The sequence below is a fragment of the Flavobacterium sp. MMS24-S5 genome (genome assembly GCF_050320125.1).
GTDB classification, from domain to species: domain Bacteria; phylum Bacteroidota; class Bacteroidia; order Flavobacteriales; family Flavobacteriaceae; genus Flavobacterium; species Flavobacterium tyrosinilyticum.
In genome coordinates, this window is sequence record NZ_CP190016.1 from 1,228,593 (window position 1) to 1,249,027 (window position 20,435).

At 33.3% G+C, this 20,435-nt stretch carries 15 protein-coding genes, 1 tRNA gene and 2 pseudogenes; 6 read left to right on the forward strand and 12 right to left on the reverse strand.

The window, feature by feature from the left end:
- From ACPWTF_RS05400 to ACPWTF_RS05455, 12 genes are all read right to left on the reverse strand, one after another.
- Nucleotides 1–1,347, reverse strand: coding sequence for a hypothetical protein (locus ACPWTF_RS05400; RefSeq protein ID WP_427874719.1), 1,347 nt, complete (start codon nt 1,345–1,347; stop codon nt 1–3).
- Nucleotides 1,348–1,393: 46 nt separating this feature from the next.
- Nucleotides 1,394–1,837, reverse strand: a complete 444-nt coding sequence (locus tag ACPWTF_RS05405; protein ID WP_427874720.1) for a hypothetical protein — start codon at nt 1,835–1,837, stop codon at nt 1,394–1,396.
- Between the two features lie 180 nt (nt 1,838–2,017).
- On the reverse strand, nt 2,018–2,452 hold the full coding sequence (locus tag ACPWTF_RS05410; protein WP_427874721.1) for a hypothetical protein: 435 nt from the start codon (nt 2,450–2,452) through the stop codon (nt 2,018–2,020).
- Nucleotides 2,453–2,869: 417 nt separating this feature from the next.
- Nucleotides 2,870–3,139, reverse strand: coding sequence for a hypothetical protein (locus ACPWTF_RS05415; RefSeq protein ID WP_427874722.1), 270 nt, complete (start codon nt 3,137–3,139; stop codon nt 2,870–2,872).
- A 226-nt stretch (nt 3,140–3,365) separates the two neighbouring features.
- A complete protein-coding gene (locus tag ACPWTF_RS05420) occupies nt 3,366–3,920 on the reverse strand; it encodes a hypothetical protein (protein ID WP_427874723.1) in 555 nt (184 codons plus the stop codon).
- Nucleotides 3,921–4,030: 110 nt separating this feature from the next.
- Complete coding sequence (locus ACPWTF_RS05425; protein WP_427874724.1) at nt 4,031–6,766, reverse strand: hypothetical protein; 2,736 nt, start codon at nt 6,764–6,766, stop codon at nt 4,031–4,033.
- Nucleotides 6,756–7,142: a hypothetical protein gene (locus ACPWTF_RS05430; protein WP_427874725.1), complete on the reverse strand. Its 387-nt coding sequence runs from the start codon at nt 7,140–7,142 to the stop codon at nt 6,756–6,758. The genes ACPWTF_RS05425 and ACPWTF_RS05430 overlap by 11 nt, the downstream gene beginning before the upstream one ends.
- Before the next feature lie 288 nt (nt 7,143–7,430).
- Nucleotides 7,431–8,228 carry a TatD family hydrolase gene (locus ACPWTF_RS05435; protein WP_427874726.1) on the reverse strand — a complete coding sequence of 266 codons (798 nt, stop codon included), beginning with the start codon at nt 8,226–8,228 and terminating at the stop codon, nt 7,431–7,433.
- A 346-nt stretch (nt 8,229–8,574) separates the two neighbouring features.
- Entirely contained in the window at nt 8,575–9,996 is a 1,422-nt protein-coding gene (locus ACPWTF_RS05440) for an RtcB family protein (RefSeq protein ID WP_427874727.1), read from the reverse strand.
- A 480-nt stretch (nt 9,997–10,476) separates the two neighbouring features.
- On the reverse strand, nt 10,477–12,717 hold the full coding sequence (locus ACPWTF_RS05445; RefSeq protein ID WP_427874728.1) for a hypothetical protein: 2,241 nt from the start codon (nt 12,715–12,717) through the stop codon (nt 10,477–10,479).
- 245 nt (nt 12,718–12,962) lie between these two features.
- Nucleotides 12,963–13,079, reverse strand: a tRNA-OTHER gene (locus ACPWTF_RS05450).
- Nucleotides 13,080–13,275: 196 nt separating this feature from the next.
- The gene (locus ACPWTF_RS05455; RefSeq protein WP_427874729.1) at nt 13,276–13,644 is read right to left on the reverse strand and encodes a hypothetical protein; all 369 of its coding nucleotides are present in this window, start codon (nt 13,642–13,644) and stop codon (nt 13,276–13,278) included.
- Between the two features lie 94 nt (nt 13,645–13,738).
- On the opposite strand from ACPWTF_RS05455, the gene ACPWTF_RS05460 reads away from it, so the two are divergent.
- The 6 genes and pseudogenes from ACPWTF_RS05460 to ACPWTF_RS05485 all read left to right on the forward strand — a co-directional run bounded on the left by ACPWTF_RS05460 (nt 13,739) and on the right by ACPWTF_RS05485 (nt 20,355).
- Nucleotides 13,739–14,353: an HD domain-containing protein gene (locus tag ACPWTF_RS05460; RefSeq protein ID WP_427874730.1), complete on the forward strand. Its 615-nt coding sequence runs from the start codon at nt 13,739–13,741 to the stop codon at nt 14,351–14,353.
- Between the two features lie 207 nt (nt 14,354–14,560).
- Nucleotides 14,561–15,598, forward strand: coding sequence for a helix-turn-helix transcriptional regulator (locus tag ACPWTF_RS05465; protein ID WP_427874731.1), 1,038 nt, complete (start codon nt 14,561–14,563; stop codon nt 15,596–15,598).
- A 221-nt stretch (nt 15,599–15,819) separates the two neighbouring features.
- Entirely contained in the window at nt 15,820–16,275 is a 456-nt protein-coding gene (locus ACPWTF_RS05470; protein WP_427874732.1) for a MarR family winged helix-turn-helix transcriptional regulator, read from the forward strand.
- Nucleotides 16,276–16,321: 46 nt separating this feature from the next.
- Nucleotides 16,322–18,713, forward strand: a pseudogene (locus ACPWTF_RS05475) (3-hydroxyacyl-CoA dehydrogenase NAD-binding domain-containing protein).
- 49 nt (nt 18,714–18,762) lie between these two features.
- Nucleotides 18,763–19,116: a four helix bundle protein gene (locus ACPWTF_RS05480; RefSeq protein WP_308853113.1), complete on the forward strand. Its 354-nt coding sequence runs from the start codon at nt 18,763–18,765 to the stop codon at nt 19,114–19,116.
- 58 nt (nt 19,117–19,174) lie between these two features.
- Nucleotides 19,175–20,355, forward strand: a pseudogene (locus ACPWTF_RS05485) (thiolase family protein).
- The last annotated feature ends 80 nt before the right edge of the window (nt 20,356–20,435 follow it).

Here is a 20,435-nt window from a genome sequence, read left to right on the forward strand (position 1 = left end):
TTATTTTTCTGAAGCTTGCAACATTAGGTTCAACATAGACATACGCTGTTCTAAATCGCCTTTTTCTATGGTCTGATCAACAAAATTGACTACTTTCTGATCTTCTTGCTTAATCAGAATTGCTGTTAGATTCTTTTTTAAATTAGAATTTTTACGTTTAAATAATTCCTGAAAAACAGTCAATTCCTCTTCGGTTAAACTCAAATCTTTTAAAACATTAACCGCCGAAGCCACAAGAGATTCTCCCCTATCTTTTAAAATACGTAAGGCAAAATTTCTTTGAAATTCAGTTGGTTCTGATTTGGTTTGATTGTTTTGATTACTGTAATACGAATAGCTATAAAAACTTCCCAATAAATTTCTAGTCAGTTTCTCTCTTAAATTGATCGAGAAGCCTTCAAAATGTTGCAAAACCGCTTCTAATCTTTCGTTGTTATCACCAACCAAATTAATGGCTGCGGCATAAAGCGTATCTCTTTCGAACTTTACATTTAACCACGAGAACACTTTTCCTTCAAAAGTTTTTTCTTTTTCGGTAATGCTTTGTGCAAGATTGTAAACTTTATCAAAGAAGTTCGGATAATCTGTGTTTTCGATATAAAACTTCGATTTTGTATTGGCTTCCAATAAAGCATTCATTCTCGGAACTGCAAAGGCTAAAACCTGCAGATTCTCATCTTCTAATGCTTTAAAATAAAGAGGCATTTCGATATAAGGATCGTTGGTTTCTCCTGCAAATTTCAATGCCAGCGATTTCTTTTCGACCGAACCTTTTTCTAATAATTCGTGCAGGTACGGAACTGTTTTCTCGACATCCAAAACACCTTGAACCCAAAGCGCCATGTAGACTTCGTTATTATTTTTGCTTTTTACGCCAGTTGCAATCGTTTCTGGTTTTGTAAAATAACCCGAAGCCAACTCGATAATATTTCGAACTGTAGTTTCTTTTTCAGAATCCCAACCCAAACCTGTCCACGTATCAATCGCTCTTACAACCGATGAAAAACGAGTCAGTTTATTATCAATAAGTACTTTAATCATGTATTGCAAAGCACCGATGCTTGTTTCGTCTAAAGCTTCCAGAATCGTCTGGCGCAAACCTTCCTGACGCTGAGCGGCCAGAAGAAGTTTTTCTACCAATTCCCAGTTTTCCTGCTTTTCGCTGTTTAAAAGGGCTTTGATGATATTTCTAGACACTTTTCCGTGTGAATCTTTATTGAAAATAATGTCTTCAAATAATTGAAAAAGTCCTTCTTTACCAGAATCCAATGCAGCAGACCAAACCATGAATTTGGTAATGGTATTTGAAATCTCGGTATCGTAACGAATTTCATCTTCAATACTCAAATCATAATAAAAAGTGGTGCTGTCCTGATAATTGTATTTGTAAGGTTCAGTTTAGCAAAGAACGCAGAAAATTAATCTGATTGACCAGCAAATAACTTTTATGATTTGGTGCTCTAAATGCTCTTCGCGTATAACCCGTCTGATACATTTTTTGAGGCAATCTGCTCCAAGCTTCTTTGACGTATGCGGCGTTTTCTTCGCCAAAAAAGTAAAGCAAAAGATCGTAGTAATTTTGATCTTCCCATATATCCTCTTTTACCAAAGTCGCAAACTTTTCGGCTTCTTTAGAACCAAGAGAAATATAATTGCTATAATAATTGTCCTGAAGTTTAACGAGTTCTAGACCAAACTCCGCCACTTCTTTTTTTAGTTTTGTTTTAGAAAATAATTTAGTAACCAGATTACTGTTTACAATTTCTTCCAATTCTTTTTTAAATCTCTTAATTGGATTTTCGATTACTTTACTTTTTAATAAATCTTCAATTGTCATATTGTTTATTTTAGATTTCTGATTTTAGTCCCGATAGCTATCGGGATAGATTACTTCACTTTGTCTTCCTGAGCGAAGTCGAAGGATTTCCCCAAACAGATTTTGGAATTTGGGATTTATTTTTTTTTTTGGAATTTGGAATTCGCTTTTGGAATTTGGGATTTATTTTTTGGAATTTAACTACCAGTAGCTTCCCGCCAAAAACGTAAGCCTGATAAAAGTGATGGATTTGTTTTGAGATAAATCGATTTGTTCTGTTAACGTTTCTAGCTGGTCGTCTCCGTAGAAAATAGCATACAAACCGTCTTCGAAAGCTACAATGGCATTTTCCTGCGCTTTGGCCAAATCTACTTGATTGTGATTGTACAGCGCGCCAAAACCTACTTTTCCGGTATCGGTAAGAATGGGTAAATAATGTTCTTTGGGAAGATGGATTTTGTCTTCGTCTTCAAACTCAAAGGATGAAGATCGGAACAATTGTACCTGATGGTCAACAATCGATTCTATGAGTTTTTGTGTAGTAATGACAGGATTTTCAATATCCAGAGCGATACTTTTTTCCTGAAGTAGCGGATGTTTTTTTCCTAATTGTTTAACTGAGATGCTTATATTCATCTTTATCGGCTTTTATTTTGAAAGGGTAATGTAAGAATTTTAGAGTGATTTGTTCTTAAAATAATGTCTTTTAAATGTTAAAAAATCTAGGAGTTAAAAGTACTATTTGATTGCAAAAAAATACCCTGCCAATTGGTATTGGCAGGGTTTGGGTTTTTATTCGGATAAAATATTAGATTCTTTTCTTCTTTACTTTAGAAGTACTATTTTCACTAAGCCATTTTGCTTGTGCTCTTGCTTGTTCTAAAGTGACTGGTTTCTGTTTGGCTAAAATTTTCATACCTATTTCCGCCCTTTCTTTGAATGATATTTTGCAGTTCATAATTAAAAAAATAAAAAATAAATATAAGAATTTTATCTACAAAATTAAACCCTGCAAAAACCAATTTGCAGGGTTTGGGTTTTTAGTGGAATAATTTATCTATTGCTTACACAAGCCTTCTGAATCTGCTTCTCTGAAAATGGCGATAACGTTTCTGCCAGATTTCGGCTGGTTCTTAAACAGCTCAGTATTTTTTGCCTTAAATTGATATCGTCGCCAAACTCTGTATGCATTAATAGCTCGAAGATTTCCTGTAAATACATGGGCTGTTCTTTGTAATCTCCCTCAAACAATTCGTCTGAAAGGAAATTAATTACGGATGGCACTACATCACGATGTGTTGGTTTTTGATTTTCTTTTTGCATAATAGAAAATTTTAGATACGCGAATACCTCGCTTTAGGTGTGCAAAACATTCAAAGGAATGATTTAGGACAGTTTCCTGTTCCTTCACCATGACGAGGTATTCGTTTATGTTAACTTAAAAAAAGTTTTAAGGATTTCTCCTTTGATTGTTTTGCATCGCAAAGATATACTTTTATTTCAAAAAAGAAAGAAATAACTTACTTTTTAAATTTTACATAAGTTTAAATTAAGAATAATAAAGATTTTTTACTGCATAAAATTCACTTAAAACTTCTTCATAATAATCTCCTAAAAGCTTAAACTCTTTTTTTAGAATATTTTCATATTGATTAATCAAATTTATAGGCATTCCATAAAAAGTATTTCTAAATAATTCTGAAGAATATCTATTTTTATCTTTTACTGTTATGGTATTACTTAAGTAAAGATATTTTAGAAAATTAACACATAAAATAATTACATTAGGATTATGATTTATATAATACTGCAAATTTTCCAAAACTAAAAGATAATAATTCTCTCTGCCAGTTATAAAATCAAAAAATTCATTTTTTAGAGTTTCAAGGCTAATATCAATTCCTAAATAATTACTTTTTAGTAAGTATCTGTAAAAATCTGTATTACATTTCTCTGGATAAAAAGTTGTAAAATATTTTTCAGGACTAATTATATTACCATACAAGTTTGCATTTTTTTTAAATAAAAACAAAGTATTATCGCTACTAATTAAATTATGATTTTCCCTCATAGATAAATGCATATAATCAATTAATATTTTCATAATATTAGAATCAAATCCTATTTCATTTTGCCTCAATTTTGGAACCAAATCTAATTTTTCTTCAACAAAATCAATTTCGCAATTTTCATCAATCCATTTTAATATTGAGTTTATAAACTCTTCTCTTTTTCCTTATAATTCTCAGGAATATCATATCTTGTTATACCTTCAGTCGTAATTTGAATACTCATTGAGGATTCTGGTGAATTTTTAAGTTCTAATAATTCATCCTCAATTCCTTTCTTAATCAAATGAGATATTTTAAATTTATGCTTAAACTTAAAATCCATATCTCTTTCTAAAGAAAAGAATAATAACAAAGTGCTTAAATCTAAAATGAATTCAACGTCATCATTCGAAGCAATTTTCTGGGAAAACACATTCGGTACTGTAGTAAATTTACATCCTTTGACGTTTGTCAAATGCAAATAGGCATTTAGATAATTTTCTCTAAAAACTCCCCGTACTATTTCTGTAAAACCTACTTGATAACCATAATAGTCATTTAAAAGATTATCTACTCTTTGCTTTTCTTGAGTACCAGAAATTCCAAATTGTTCAATTAGAAATTTTTTCATTTCTTCGGCATCTTTAGGTACTTGAAGCGATTCAAAACCTAACTCATTAATTGGATTATTGGCTTCTTCTGAAATATCTCTAAACAATTTCATAGCGTCATTATAAATCTCAATAATAACAATTGTATTAAGGTTATGAGACATTGAAGACTTAGTAGAAAAGGATTCTCCTTTTTTCTTACCTATAAATTCTTTATTTAATCCTTCTGCATTTATAATTTTTTTCTTTTCGATTTTTCCATTTACATTATATGCGACCCAATAACCTAATTCCACTTCTTCATACTGTTCAAAAAAATCAGTAAGCAATAATGAAGCTGTAAAATAGTTTTTTCTCGCATTAGTATTATTAATATCTAGGGCTAGATTATATAATATGCCAAATCCTTTTGAAATATTAATATTATTGCGAATCATTATAAAGCTAATATTTAGTCCTATAACTTCATCATCAAAAACGGTTTTAATATCCGTACAGATTTCATCAATTTTATCAAATGATTTCTTCCTTTCAAGAGTCGCTAAATAAAAAAATAAATATTGTTCATTATTAGGAAATTCTTTGTGCAAAAGTTCATCTATCTGTTCTAGATTATCTAGATTATCTATCTCTACATAGAAATTATGTTCAAATCCAAGTAAGAGCTCGTCTATATATGAATTATTCTCTCTCCAAAATTTCAACAATTCTAACAATTCCTTATATCTACCTCTTTCATCATCATTTTTATCATGTAATTGTTTGTGAAGAAGTATTATATACAGTCTTAAAGCACCTGATACTTTAGATTTTTCTATAAAAGTTTCCATATAATTAATAGCTTCTTTTACCTTTCCTATTAAATTTAGGCTATTAGCTATTAGAACTTTACAATTAACATCAAATAACTCATAGTCCTTTATTTGAATTATCTGCTCATAAATTTTTTCACTATCGTACTCTTTTATATATCTAATTTTTATTAAAATTTCAAAAAAAACTTTTAGTTCATCAAAGCTAAAATCCTTTTTTAAAACTTTTTCCAATTCCCTATTGTATAATTCTTTATCGTAATTTTTACTTTGAACACCAAAAAATGCATTATCAATATTCAAAATATGTTTTTCATTTAAAATATCTATAGATTGTAAATATTGGTCAAATAATTTTTCAATTTCATCATCTTTTTTCAGCAAATGAAATACAACAGACTTAAAGAGAAAATATTCACTATTTAATTCTCCTTTTAAATTTTCATAATCATTCAATAATGCAAGTGCTTCTCCATATTGCTTTTTGTGATTAAGAATTTGGCACATAAAGTATGTGTAAAACCAAAAAGGTTTTTGTAAATCTTGAAATGATTTATTAATATTTTCAAAATCACTATCGCTATATGTCTGTATATAACTTAAATAGTAATAATAAAACTTTTGGTGACTAATAGTATTTGATATTTCTGTTTTATCTAATGTATTAACAAAAATTTCAGCCAAGCTAATAGTAGGCTCAATTTCAGGAATTTCTTCTAAAAGAAATCTCTCCCCTGCAATATATTTTGTTGGATATTTGTTGAATATTTTAGTAAGAGCTAAATCTATAGCTATTAACCATGATATCTTATTATCGAATGTAACTTCCTTATATTTTTCAAAATCGATATTTAACTCAAACCCATATTCTTTTAAGTTTTCAAAGAAATCTAAATTTTCAATTCGAATAATTTGATAAATAACACTCTGTTGAAAACCATAGTTATCAAATACAATTTTAGGTACAGACTTTAGATAATTTTTAATATCACCAGAAGTTAAAACTTTTACAAACCAAGCACTTATATTATATTCATCGGTTTGAAGTATTTGATCAGACAGTTCTATCGCTTTTACATTATCTTTTAAATTTAGATATTCAACACAGGCCCTTTCTTTAAGGAGTTCATCTGTATTATTTAATTTGTATGCTTGAACAAAATCTTTTCCAGAATCTTCTTTCGAATATTCAATTAAATCACTTTTACATTGAGCTTTCAAATAAAGTAGTTTACTCTTTATTTTATCATCAATTTTAGCTTCTCCATTTTTAATTCTTTCTTCCAATCCATTAAGCAAATCAAGTGCTGTTTTAGGTTTAAAAGATAGAATAAGATTATTAATTTCTTCTAATTGTTGTTTATACTCAGTAAGCAAAAAAGATAATCCTTCAAAAATATTATTGATGTTATGTCCAAGATGAACTGGCCCCCCATTAGTATCAATATTTCCTAAATTTACATTATTAAGCTCCATAATTATCTCCTAATCTAAAATCCCCTCCTCCTGTATTTACATTACCTGTATTTACATTTTTACTATTTGTAATTGTATTTTCAACTTTTGGAAGTTTTTCTAAAATTTCCTTTAAATGAATTTTAAATTCAGGATTATCTTCAAGAGAGTTTTCAATAAGTGCTTTTGCAATATTTTGCTTTTCTATGTTTTCAGGATTTTCTTGAAGCTCTAGCAATGCCTTTTTTGGTTTATCATCTTTAAAGAATAATGATTTAATCCAATTAATTGCTCCTTCTGAAATGCTTTCAACGCCTTTCTCTTTAAATTTTTCTATTCCCTGTTTTCCTAATTCGATTAAAAAAGGTGTAATAACTGCCATTGTAATTGGTTCCATAATATTTATTTTAATGTGTTTGTTTCGATAATTTTAAATAATAACTCTCAATTTCTATTCAAATTTCTCTGCCTTCTAATATACTCTTATTATTCTGATTAAATTATCTGTTTAATTATTTTATATTGAAAACATTTTAATCAAAGATGAATAAGATTTTAAAAACTATTTTACGGTTTTCCATAATATATCATCGAGATGTAATCAAATACATACAAACAAAAAGCCCTTAAACCAAGTACAAACACCTGATTTAAAAGGCAACAAATAATCTTTATAAATTAAATTCTAAATCCCAAAAAAGCTCTTAGTATTTCTAGTCGTTTCCTCTGCCACTTTAGCCAAAGTAATTCCTTTAAACTGTGCAATTGTTCCGGCAACATACGGCAGAAAAGCAGGTTCGCAACGGCGTTCGTGGTATTTCTTTAAGAGGCTGTTCGGGACATTTTTAGGAAGCATAAACGGCGCATCGGTTTCAATCATCATTCGGTCGATGGGTACGTACTGAATGACTTCTTTTAAATGGCTGAAACGTTTAACATCAGAAATCGCTCCCGTAAAACCGAGATAAAATCCGTTATCGAGATAGGTTTTGGCTTCCTGCAATGTTCCTGTAAAACAATGCACAACGGCTTTTGGCAATTGTGGTAAATAGTCTTTGGTGATATTCATAAAAGAACTAAAAGCGCTTCTTTCGTGCAAAAACAAAGGTTTCTGTACTTCGATCGCCAATTCTAATTGGGCTTTGTAACATTCTTCCTGTTTGTTTCGGGGCGAAAAGTCACGATCAAAATCGAGTCCGCATTCACCAACCGAAACGACTTGTTTCTGCTTTAATAAATTCCGCAGTTTCGAAATGCTTTTTTCATCAAAACTCTTCGCATCATGCGGATGTATTCCTGCCGTCGAATATAATATTCCCGTATATTGTTTTGCGATTTCTAATGAAGCTTCGCTGTTTCGTACGCTTGTTCCCGTAAGTATCATTTGCGATACATCGGCGTCGAGCGCGTCTTGTACGACATCGTCTATGTCGTTTTGGAATTGTTTGTTGGTTAGGTTTATTCCTATGTCTATATAATTCATTTTTTTTTAAAGTTGCTAAGGTTCTGAGAGGCTAAGATTCTAAGTTTTTTTCTCTCTGTTGCCTTAAATTATTTTTTATTTTTTGCCACTAAGGCACTAGGACGCTAAGTTTTTTGTTTTTAATCTCGCAAAGTCGCGGAGTCGCAAAGTTTTTATTTTAGCCACAGATTATTAAGATTAAAAGGATTATTTTAAAATCTGCTGAATCTGCGTGAAAAAATCTTTGCGACCTTCACGTAATTCTTAGCGAACTTTGCGGTTAAAATCACCACAAAGCGTTAGACGCACTGCTGTGCGCCTCTAAACTGAAAACTGTGACCGCGACTGAACAATAAAAAACTGACCACTAATCCTCTTTGCTCCCATCATCCGCCATTCTCACTAATTTCGGTGTAAACTTCGCTACAACATCAACCAATTCTTTCTGCGCTTCCATAACCTGATTGATATCTTTATACGCCATTGGGGCTTCGTCCAGACCTGCACCGATAAGCGTAACACCATGATCTCTCAGGATCGATTTCATTTCGGATTGTGTGATGTTTTTGATGGCTTGGGTTCTGCTCATTTGTCTTCCTGCTCCATGCGAAGCCGAATTAATGGCGTTCTCCTCGCCTTTTCCTCTCACCAAAAATCCCGGTGCGGTCATACTTCCCGGAATTATTCCCATAACGCCTTTTCCGGCTGGAGTTGCTCCTTTTCTATGTACAATCACTTCTTCGCCGTTCCAGATTTCTTTCCAGGCAAAATTATGGTGGTTTTCGACTTTGGCTAAAATCGTCGCTCCTAGAGCGCGTTCCATTTTGTTATGGATAATCTCATGACAAGCCGAAGCGTAATCTCCCGCCAAATTCATCGCCAGCCAATATTCCTGACCTAACTGTGAGTTCATATCTAAATACGCCAAGTTTTTTGCCACTTCTGGAAGTTTACATTCGTCTTTGGCGATTTTAGTATAATGTCCCGCAATGGTTGCTCCCATTCCGCGTGAACCAGAATGCGTTAACAAAGCGACATATTTTCCTTTTGGGATATTCAAAACCGCATCGTCTTGCGCAAATTCCATGATTCCGAATTCCACAAAGTGATTTCCACCACCTGAAGATCCTAATTGCGACCAGGCTTTATCTTTCAAGTTCTTCACAAACGGATTCATATTGAAAGTCTCATTCTCCAAAACCGCATGATCAGATTTGTACTGACCGTGAAATCCGTGACCTGCTCCAAAAATAGAATTCGCAATTAATTCTCTTTTGAATTTAGCTTCGTTTTCAAAGTAAAAATCTTCTGGAATATCATAAACCGACAATGCCATTCTACACCCAATATCAACGCCAACACCATACGGAATAATAGCATTTTTTGTGGCTAAAACTCCGCCAATCGGTAATCCGTAACCTTGGTGCGCATCTGGCATTAAAGCTCCTGCAACCGTAACAGGCAATTTCATGGCAACTTCCATTTGTTTTCTGGCTCCATCTTCGATATGATCTAATCCGTAAGCCGAATACGCATTCGGATTTTCGTTTAAAGCAATAAAATCTTCTGGTTTTTCATTCGATTTTTCGATTAAAGCCACAGCTAGTTTGCTGAAGATTTTATCGTCTATATAATTCTCCGGAGTTTCTAAGACGTTTTTAAAATTGGTAATCATTTCGTCTCTTGTGAATCCGTTTCTTTTGCTGTTTATTTTTAAGGCGATTCCGATTATTTTTCCTTCTGGGAATCCTAATTCTAATATATCTGTACCGTTTATTTGTGTTTTCATTTTTCTTTCTATTTTGATAGTACAAAGGTTAAATACTACTGCGCAGTTATTTTGCGTAGTTTTATTATTTCTCGCAAAGTCGCAGAGACGCTAAGATTTTTCTTTTTTAAGCCACAGATTATGAGGATTAAAAAGGATTTTTTTTCATTTCGACGTAAGGAGAAATCACACTAGAAACTCCGCACAGAACGTCGCCAATCTTTGTCAAATCCCGCGTGTGATTTCTCCCTTCGGTCGAATTGACAAACTGTGTGGTTACAGTAATTTCAAAGATTTTTTCCCGCTCCCGATAGCTATCGGGATTGCAGATTCTGCCGATTTTTTAATAATCCTTTTAATCCTCATAATCTGTCGCTTAAAAAAACTTTGCGACTTCGCGTCTTTGCGTGATTAAATTTACCAATCTTTGCGGAGACGCACAGCAGTGCACCTCTACAAACCTTTGTTACTTTGTCACTTTGTCACTTTGCAACTTTGCAACTAATCCACCAACAATTGCGTCACAACCGCAGGATTCATCGCCCATTGCGCTGTATACACCTCATCAGCAATTTCATTTTCAGTAATCGTTAAACCTTGAGCTTCCGCTTTAAGCTGTAACAAACTACCAATATTCAATTTGCTGTTTAGTTTTGACAACAACGCCTGAACGCCTTTGAAATCTAGTCCGCCTACAACCTGACCTCCAAAAGTCATTTCTAACCAAACGATTTCTCTTTTGGCTACATCCAACACTCCAAAAACCAAACCTTTGGCAACATTCTGCGTCACACGAACCTGATGATCTACACACGACGGATCGTATGCTACACCCGTTTTCTCCGAAATTTTCATCGGGTGTTTGCTGTTCATCCAACCTACAACCAAATTTGGCGTAATACTTCCGTTGCTGTACGCGTTGCAAGTAAAAGTTACAAATTTTGCTTTCGCTTTCGCCAATTCGTCGATGTTGATGTTGATATATTCGGCTGTTCCAATTTTATTTGGAATGCTTCGGATATCTCCACTATGCTGACAACCTGTTGTGGTTAATCGGCTAAAAGAACAAATATCGGCTTTATCTTCATAAGCGATATGACAGCTCAAATCCATATCTAAATGTTGCGCTGGCAAATCTTTACCCCATTGCATAAACAATCGCACTTCGCTACCTTCAACTGGGAAACGTGTTCCCATTAAAGCAACTGGCAAATCCTGAACTGTCTCGCTTCGGTCTCCTATAGAAACCGGAATGTTAAACAATTGCGGATCGATATAGATTGTTTTGTTGGTGTTCGCCATTTTCGCAAATCGTTTTTTCATGGCTAAAAGACACAATTCTTCGATTTGATTTTTCATTGCCTCCAACTGAAAATCTTCGTACAACTTCAATAAAGCATTTGCTTCAATTCGTTTGTTGGTTCCACCCAAAGGTTTCACACTTCTCTGCATGTTTTTATCAAAATAATTTTGAGCATACATGTTTAAAGTAAACACCAATCGAGCCGGAACTTTATCGATGATTTCTTCAAAATGAGCAATCGTTTCCTCTGCTCCAAACCAAAGCATATTCGAAAATAACGAACGAGCAAACAATCCTGGGCGCTGTTTCAATAAAGCAAACGTTTTATCGGCATCAAATTTCAATCTTGACGAATCTACTTTACTTTGCCAAACATCGTACACTTGGTTGTAGAATACATCCATTAAGAAGTTCAATTTCTCGAATCCTTTTCTTTTGCTGTATTCTGCCAAACGCAGTGCACGGATAAAACGAACCCACATTCCTCTTTTTGGATGCATGGTTTCGCACATCGCTTCAACATCCATATTCATATTATTCAACCAATTTGCCACCATTAAACACTCTTTTCGGGAATATTTTAGTTTCAAATCTTTTTGAGATGCAATTCTGGCCTGAACGCTTGAATCTAAAACATTATGGAAATGCTGAGCATTTTTTGATGTTCTTTTGATAATCGTTTTTGGCTCAATAATCTGAAGCATTCCTGTGTTTTTATACCATAAGTATCGTAAGATATCGGTTGGTGTTTTCAAAAACTGAGACGCTTCGTCTTCTTTACCATTTTCGATCAATAGATCAATCACCAGCATTAAAGTTTCCTTCATTGCTACCTCGGTTTTTGGTAAAGGCAAATATTGCATCGCCATTTTTAAACTATCTACCTGAGTAGCGTCTAAAGCGGTTTTAGATTGCAATAACGATATATAGAAATCATTTAAATCTTTTTCTGTCCACAATTCCAGCATTTTCAATTTGCTTCCTTGTCCGATATTTTCCAGTTTACCGAATTCAAACGGAGTTCCGCAGAACGGACAACCGTTGTATCTTTCTAATGGAAAAGTATTATCTGGGATAATATGACCGCATTGTAAAGTTGTTCCGTTTTTAGTTTTAAAAACATTTCCGAAATACGTGATAATATGATCTACAACAGATTCGCCTGTTGGAATATTCCATTCTTTTACCAATGGCGTCCAGTTTTTATCTGTTCCTAAAACTTCTCTTAGAACTTCTAAAACTTCGATTTTATAAGTTGGGCTCACGTTGTTTAAAGCGTGAAGTAAAGTTTCAGAAAATGTAAATCCAAGTTTTGAAACATTAGCCAATAAAACGGATGTTGTTCCTGATAAATTTTTAACGTCATTCGTAATCATTTCTGATGGAATGAAAATAGCATTTTGGCGTAAACTGATTTTTAATAATTCTTTTGTTTTCATTTTTTTTAATTTTTAAAATTTAGATAATGGTGTTTCTGAGTTCTACCTAAAAGATTTTTGAAGTAAGAAACACTTGACCTGAAATTGGAGTGTAATGAATTAGCTGATTCAAATTGGTTTGCGGGTTTCCCCAAGAAGTAAGCTAATTTTGACCCTCGTTTTTTTATTAATGATGATTTTAAAACTTGCCGGACTCGAACCGGAGTACCAATTTTCTGAAGTAAGTTTTAATTGACCATTAATTGTGGAGCAGGTGGGATTCGAACCCACGACACGGACATTAAAAGTGTAAGAAGTAAATTTTGATTGACCTTTAATTGATAATTTCAAAACTACCTGCTCTACCACTGAGCTACTGCCCCAATTATGATTATAAAATAAAAAGGTAATGGTTTAAGTGTGTACATTGGAAAGTGTTTTCGAAGTAACTCAAACTTGACCTGTTTTATTCTTTTTTCTATTTCTATGAACGTTTGTTTTTATTTCTGAACAAAGATTTTAAAACTAGTGTGCAGTTATTTTGCGTAGTGAATTTTTCTTCCAATTTTTTGAATAGTGTTAGTGATTTTTTTCACTAATAAATATTTTATCATCATCAAACTCGATATAATGTCCTGTCCAACAATCTGAAAATTCAGTCGCTACTTCATGACCATTGATACAAAGTTTATTTAATCCGTTTGTACCATCACTTCCGCAACATCCATAAAATCTATTTTTATCAGCATGATTTATAAGATTATAATCATCAATAGCAACTACAATATCGTTTTTGTTTGATTCTATATTCTTTAAAAATGAAAATTTACTTTTTGCAATTATACTCTGATCATAGTCTTCCCAACGCAATGTGGATTCCAGCACTTCGTTTAACTCAGAAGTCAACTCAACTTCACATTCTCTACAATAAATTTTAATACTTCTCATAACTGTTTCGTTTTAACATTACAAAGATTTCAAAACTACTACGCAATTATTTTGCGCAGTAAAAAAAGAATTTTAAATTTGAGTAAAAAACAAGATGAATTTAAAGGAAATTTATTCTGATTTACTCTCAAATGTTGGCTTTTCAGCAAATGAAATTCAGCAAAACTGGCTGGATTTAGAAAAGGCATATTCCAAAAAATCAAGACATTATCATAATCTTACCCATTTAAAAGAAATGATTTCCAGTTTTGAAACCTATCGCGATAAACTTCAAAATCCAAACGAAATATTATTTTCTATTTTTTATCATGATTTTGTTTATTCGGCTTCCAAAAAAGACAATGAACTCAAAAGTTCCGAATATGCTTTGGCAATTTTACCTGAAAATGTCAGCCTGAATAAAGAATTGGTTTTTGATGCGATTTGTGCTACACAACAGCATCAGCAAAATGCAATTGAAGATATCAATTGGTTAATCGATTTTGATTTAAAAATCCTCGCTAAAGATTGGGATGATTATAAAATCTACTTTGAACAAATTAGAAAAGAATATCGCATTTATCCTGATTTTCTATACAAACCCGGTCGCGCAAAAGCGTTGAAGCATTTTCTGGAAAACGAATTTATTTTTCAGACCGAGGAATTTAGGAATTTATATGAGGGAAAAGCTCGGGCTAATATTGAGAAAGAAATAAAGTTATTAAGCTAAAAATTGAATCTCGCAAAGTCGCAAAGTCGCAAAGTTTTTTTGTTTCACGCAGATTTTACAGATTTGAGCAGATCTAAAAAGATTTTATTTTTAAAATAATCTGCTGAATCTGCCTAAATCATTTTTAATCTGCGTGAAACAAATCTTAATAATCATTGAATTAAAAAACTTTGCGCCTTCGCGCCTTTGTGGCAAAACAACACAAAAATGTCACAAAACAAAAACGCCCTAATTAGATACAAAACCATCGATAAATGCCTACAGAATAAATACAGACAATGGACACTCGAAGATTTAATCGAAGAATGTTCTGAAGCTTTATTTGAATATGAAGGAAGACAGAATCCAATCAGTAAGCGAACCATTCAGATGGACATTCAGCTGATGCGAAGTGAAAAACTGGGATATAACGCTCCGATCGTGGTTTACGATAAAAAGTATTATAAATATGAAGACGAAGATTTTTCGATAACCGATATTCCGCTGACGGAAACCGATATGAATGTTTTGACGGAAACGGTTTCTATGCTGAAACAGTTTAAAGATTTCTCTTTATTTAATGATGTTTCGGATATTCTACAGCGATTGGAAGATAAAATCTATTCCGAAAAATCACATACCAAACCTGTAATTTACCTGGATAAAAATGAGAAATTAAAAGGACTTCATTATCTGGACGAAATATATCAGGCGATTATCAAGAAAATGGTTCTCATTATTACTTATAAATCTTTTAAATCCAGAGAAGAAACAAAATTCCATTTTCATCCTTTTATACTAAAAGAGTTTAACAATCGCTGGTTTTTAATCGGAAAGAAAAAAGCCTCACAGCCGATTACCAATTTAGCTTTGGACAGAATCATTTCTATTGATTACGATTTTAATCATCCTTATCTAGAAGAAGATTTTGATGCTGACATTTATTACAAAGATGTCATTGGTGTTACGGTAAATTCGGGATTGAATGCAAGACGAATTGAATTGTGGGTAGATGCGTCAAATGCACCTTATGTACTCACTAAACCTTTGCACACGTCTCAGCGATTAATTAAGGAAAATGAAGACGGGAGTGTTATTATACATATATATGTAATACCAAATTATGAAATGGAAAGGCTTCTTTTGGGTTTTGGAAGCTGTCTGGAAATTTTAAGACCTGAAAGTCTGAGAAATCGTATGAAAAAGACCCTTCAAGAGGCTATTTCGCGCTACGAATCTGAAAAACCAACTGAAATAAATGCATGATTTTTTACAGAATACAGAAATAAATGCTTTTTAAAAATTAAAAAAAGATTTTTACCGCATTAAAAATGTTAAAATCTAAAAAAAGAATAGTATATTACACTTAAAATAAACCACCAAAACCCTCTAAATCAGGGATATTTTATAACTAACCAAAAAATTATTAAAAAATTATATGCATGCATAGTATTTTTTAATTATATTTGAAATCGATATAGTTACCTATGAAAGACAAAACGATAGATTATATTTTAAGAGCGACATGGCAAGCTGTTTCAAGAATGTATAATGAAGAGGCTGCAAAATATGATGCAACAATGGCGACAGGATTTGCTCTTTTAAGTATGGACAAGGAAGAAGGAACTCCATCAACGGCTCTGCATAGAATGGGTATGGAAGCCACCAGCTTAACAAGAACTTTAAAATCTATGGAAGAAAAAGGTTTAATTGTTCGCAAGAAAAACCCAAGCGACGGAAGAGGTGTTTTAATCTATCTGACCGATTTTGGGAAAGAAAAAAGAGATTTATCTAAAAATACAGTTCTGAAATTTAATGAAATGGTAAGAAAACATGTTTCGGAAGAAAAACTGAATCATTTTATCGAGGTTTCTGAAATTATCAATGAACTGATTCACGATAAAAACATATTTAATCAAACAGAAAACACAGAAAATAAATAGTTTTTAAAAAGCATTTATTTTCTCCTACAAACAAATAATAACAAGTATGAAACGCACAATTAAAAAAGTTGCTGTAATTGGATCCGGAATTATGGGTTCAGGTATAGCTTGTCATTTTGCTAACATTGGTGTCGAAGTTTTACTTCTGGACATTGTACCGCGTGAACTGACCGAAGCTGAAGCTAAAAAAGGATTAACACTTGAAAGTAAAGCCGTTCGCAACCGTGTGGTAAACGAACATTTGGCGAATTCATTAAAATCAAAACCATCTCCTATTTACAGTCAGAAATTCGCAAACAGAATTACGACTGGAAATACGACAGATGATATGGCAAAAATTGCTAATGTTGACTGGATTATCGAGGTTGTTGTGGAGCGTTTAGACATTAAGAAATTAGTTTTTGAACAAATCGAGAAATTCCGTAAACCTGGAACTTTAGTTACTTCTAATACTTCTGGTATTCCAATTCACTTTATGAGTGAAGGAAGAAGCGAAGATTTCCAACAGCACTTCTGCGGAACTCACTTTTTTAACCCTGCGCGTTACTTAAAATTATTTGAAATTATTCCTGGTCCAAAAACTTCTACTGAAGTATTGGATTTCTTAAACGAATACGGATCTAAATTCTTAGGAAAAACTTCTGTTGTTGCTAAAGATACTCCGGCGTTTATTGGAAACAGAATTGGTATTTACGGAATCCAAAGTTTATTCCACTTAGTAAAAGAAATGGGATTAACAATTGAAGAAGTTGATAAATTGACAGGACCAGTTATCGGTCGTCCAAAATCGGCTACTTTCCGTACCGTTGACGTTGTTGGATTGGATACTTTGGTACACGTTGCCAACGGTATTTACGAAAACTGCCCGAATGACGAACAACACGAATTGTTCAAACTTCCTGATTTCATCAACAAAATGATGGAAAATAATTGGTTAGGAAGTAAAACTGGACAAGGTTTCTACAAAAAAGTAGATAAAGATATTCTTTCTCTTGACTTAGATACATTAGAATACCGTGCTGCCAAAAAAGCAAATTTTGCTACGCTTGAACTAACAAAAACTATCGATAAACCTATTAATCGTTTTAAAGTTTTAGTTAAAGGAACAGACAAAGCGGGAGAATTCTACCGTAAGAGTTTCGCTGGAATGTTTGCTTATGTATCAAACAGAGTTCCTGAAATCTCAGACGAATTATACAAAATTGACGATGCCATGAAAGCTGGTTTTGGATGGGAAAATGGTCCGATTTGAAATCTGGGATGCTATTGGTGTTGCGAAAGGAATTGAAATTATGAAAGCGGAAGGTTTAGAGCCTGCTGCATGGGTTAATGAAATGTTAGCTTCTGGAAGCGAAAGTTTCTACTCTGTAAAAGAAGGAGCAACTTATTTCTATAACATTCCAACAAAATCACAAGTAAAAGTTCCTGGACAAGATTCATTCATTATTCTAAACAACATCCGCGAAAGCAAAAAAGTTTGGAGCAATAGCGGTGCAATCATTCAGGATTTAGGAGATGGAATCTTAAACTTAGAATTCCAATCTAAAATGAATACCATTGGTGGCGATGTACTGCAAGCTATCAATAAAGCAATCGACTTATCTGAAAAAGAATATCAAGGTTTAGTTATTGGAAACCAAGCAGCGAATTTCTCTGTTGGGGCTAATATCGGAATGATTTTCATGATGGCAGTTGAGCAGGAATACGACGAATTGAACATGGCAATTAAATTGTTTCAAGATACAATGATGCGTGTTCGTTACTCTTCTATTCCAGTTGTAGTAGCACCTCACGGAATGACTTTTGGTGGTGGATGCGAAATGAGCTTACATGCTGATAAAGTGGTTGCTGCTGCAGAAACGTATATGGGATTAGTTGAATTCGGTGTTGGAGTTATCCCTGGTGGTGGTGGTTCTAAAGAAATGACATTAAGAGCATCAGATTTATTCCGCAAAAACGATGTGGAATTGAATGTTCTTCAAGAGTATTTCTTGACAATCGCAATGGCTAAAGTTTCGACTTCTGGATACGAAGCTTTTGACACTGGACTTTTACAACATGGAAAAGATGTCATCGTAGTAAACAAAGATCGTCAGATTGCGGAAGCTAAAAAACATGCTTTGCTAATGGCAGAAGCTGGTTACACACAACCAATCAGAAGAAACGATATTAAAGTTTTAGGAAAACAAGCTTTGGGTATGTTCTTAGTAGGAACAGATCAAATGCAAGCTGGAAAATATATTTCTGAGCACGATAAGAAAATAGCTAACAAACTGGCTTATGTAATGGCTGGTGGTGATTTATCTGAAGCAACTTTAGTATCTGAACAATATTTATTAGATATCGAACGTGAAGCTTTCTTGAGTTTATGTACAGAGCGTAAGACTTTAGAAAGAATCCAGTACATGTTGACTAAAGGAAAACCGCTTAGAAATTAGTATTTGAGTATTAAGATTTGAGTATTAAGTATTAAGATTAAAAAGAATTATGCATCAATTTGAAAAGTTGAAAATCTGGCAAAAAGCTATGGATATAGTAGAAAACGTATACAAAGTTTGTGCAGAATTACCGTCAGATGAAAAATTTAACTTAATAAGTCAAATAAAAAGATGTGCAGTATCTATTCCTTCAAATATAGCGGAAGGCTCTGGAAGAAATTCTAACAATGAGTTTGCGCATTTTTTAGGAATTGCAAATGGTTCAACTTATGAATTAATTACTCAATTAATGATTTCAAAACGTTTGAAATTAATAGCTGAAGAAAAAATATCAACTATAATAAATGAATTAGTAGAAGTCAGCAACATGAATTTTGCGCTTCAAAGATCTCTAAAAAAATAATAACTATATCGATTGGCAGTCTTAATACTTAATACACCAATCTTAATACATTTTATAAATGAAAACAGCATATATAGTAAAAGCATATAGAACAGCAGTTGGAAAAGCTCCAAAAGGTGTTTTTAGATTTAAAAGACCCGATGAATTAGCTGCAGAAACCATTCAGTTTATGATGGATGAACTGCCTAATTTCGATAAAAAACGTATCGACGACGTTATGGTAGGAAATGCCATGCCGGAAGCAGAACAAGGTCTTAACGTTGGACGTTTGATCTCTTTGATGGGATTAAAAGTGGAAGACGTTCCTGGTGTAACTGTAAATCGTTACTGCGCTTCTGGATTAGAAACTATCGGAATGGCGACGGCTAAAATCCAATCAGGAATGGCAGATTGTATCATTGCTGGTGGTGCAGAAAGTATGAGTTATATTCCGATGGGAGGTTACAAACCAACTCCAGATTATAAAGTTGCTGCTGCAGGTCACGAAGATTATTACTGGGGAATGGGCTTAACTGCGGAAGCGGTTGCCAACCAATATAAAATTTCAAGAGAAGATCAGGATGAGTTTGCTTACAACTCTCACATGAAAGCATTAAAAGCGCAAGCAGAAGGTAAATTTGACAAACAAATCGTTCCTATTACTGTTGAGCAGACTTTCATCAATGAAAATGGTAAAAAAGAAACTAAATCATACGTTGTAAATAAAGACGAAGGCCAAGAGCTGGAACTTCTAAAGAAGCTTTGGCAGGTTTAAAACCCGTTTTTGCTGCTGACGGAAGCGTAACTGCTGGTAACTCTTCTCAAATGAGCGACGGCGCTGCATTCGTTTTAATCATGAGCGAAGAAATGGTAAAAGAATTAAACCTTGAGCCAATTGCACGTTTGGTAAACTTTGCTTCTTCTGGTGTTGAACCTAGAATTATGGGTATCGGTCCTGTAAAAGCAATTCCGAAAGCTTTGAAACAAGCTGGTCTAACATTAAACGATATTGAGTTAATTGAATTAAACGAGGCTTTTGCTTCACAAGCTTTAGCAGTTACTAGAGAATTAAATATAAACCCAGATATCGTAAACGTAAACGGTGGAGCAATCGCTTTAGGTCACCCTCTGGGATGTACAGGAGCTAAACTTTCTGTTCAGTTATTTGACGAGATGAAACGTAGAGGTAATAAATACGGAATCGTGAGTATGTGTGTGGGAACTGGGCAAGGAAGCGCTGGTATTTACGAAGTGCTGTAGTTTTTTTGAGAGGAAAGAAGCAAGAAGCAAGACTTACATTTGGAATGTAGAAATTCTAAAAGTGCGTTTTTAAAAGTAGT

What these genes read in the sequence shown, in the direction of transcription:
- ACPWTF_RS05405 (WP_427874720.1), bottom strand. Translation starts at nt 1,837, where the DNA reads ATGACAATTGAAGATTTATTAAAAAGTAAAGTAATCGAAAATCCAATT.
- ACPWTF_RS05410 (WP_427874721.1), bottom strand. Translation starts at nt 2,452, where the DNA reads ATGAATATAAGCATCTCAGTTAAACAATTAGGAAAAAAACATCCGCTA.
- ACPWTF_RS05415 (WP_427874722.1), bottom strand. Translation starts at nt 3,139, where the DNA reads ATGCAAAAAGAAAATCAAAAACCAACACATCGTGATGTAGTGCCATCC.
- ACPWTF_RS05420 (WP_427874723.1), bottom strand. Translation starts at nt 3,920, where the DNA reads ATGAAAATATTAATTGATTATATGCATTTATCTATGAGGGAAAATCAT.
- ACPWTF_RS05425 (WP_427874724.1), bottom strand. Translation starts at nt 6,766, where the DNA reads ATGGAGCTTAATAATGTAAATTTAGGAAATATTGATACTAATGGGGGG.
- ACPWTF_RS05430 (WP_427874725.1), bottom strand. Translation starts at nt 7,142, where the DNA reads ATGGAACCAATTACAATGGCAGTTATTACACCTTTTTTAATCGAATTA.
- ACPWTF_RS05435 (WP_427874726.1), bottom strand. Translation starts at nt 8,228, where the DNA reads ATGAATTATATAGACATAGGAATAAACCTAACCAACAAACAATTCCAA.
- ACPWTF_RS05440 (WP_427874727.1), bottom strand. Translation starts at nt 9,996, where the DNA reads ATGAAAACACAAATAAACGGTACAGATATATTAGAATTAGGATTCCCA.
- ACPWTF_RS05445 (WP_427874728.1), bottom strand. Translation starts at nt 12,717, where the DNA reads ATGAAAACAAAAGAATTATTAAAAATCAGTTTACGCCAAAATGCTATT.
- ACPWTF_RS05455 (WP_427874729.1), bottom strand. Translation starts at nt 13,644, where the DNA reads ATGAGAAGTATTAAAATTTATTGTAGAGAATGTGAAGTTGAGTTGACT.
- ACPWTF_RS05460 (WP_427874730.1), top strand. Translation starts at nt 13,739, where the DNA reads ATGAATTTAAAGGAAATTTATTCTGATTTACTCTCAAATGTTGGCTTT.
- ACPWTF_RS05465 (WP_427874731.1), top strand. Translation starts at nt 14,561, where the DNA reads ATGTCACAAAACAAAAACGCCCTAATTAGATACAAAACCATCGATAAA.
- ACPWTF_RS05470 (WP_427874732.1), top strand. Translation starts at nt 15,820, where the DNA reads ATGAAAGACAAAACGATAGATTATATTTTAAGAGCGACATGGCAAGCT.
- ACPWTF_RS05480 (WP_308853113.1), top strand. Translation starts at nt 18,763, where the DNA reads ATGCATCAATTTGAAAAGTTGAAAATCTGGCAAAAAGCTATGGATATA.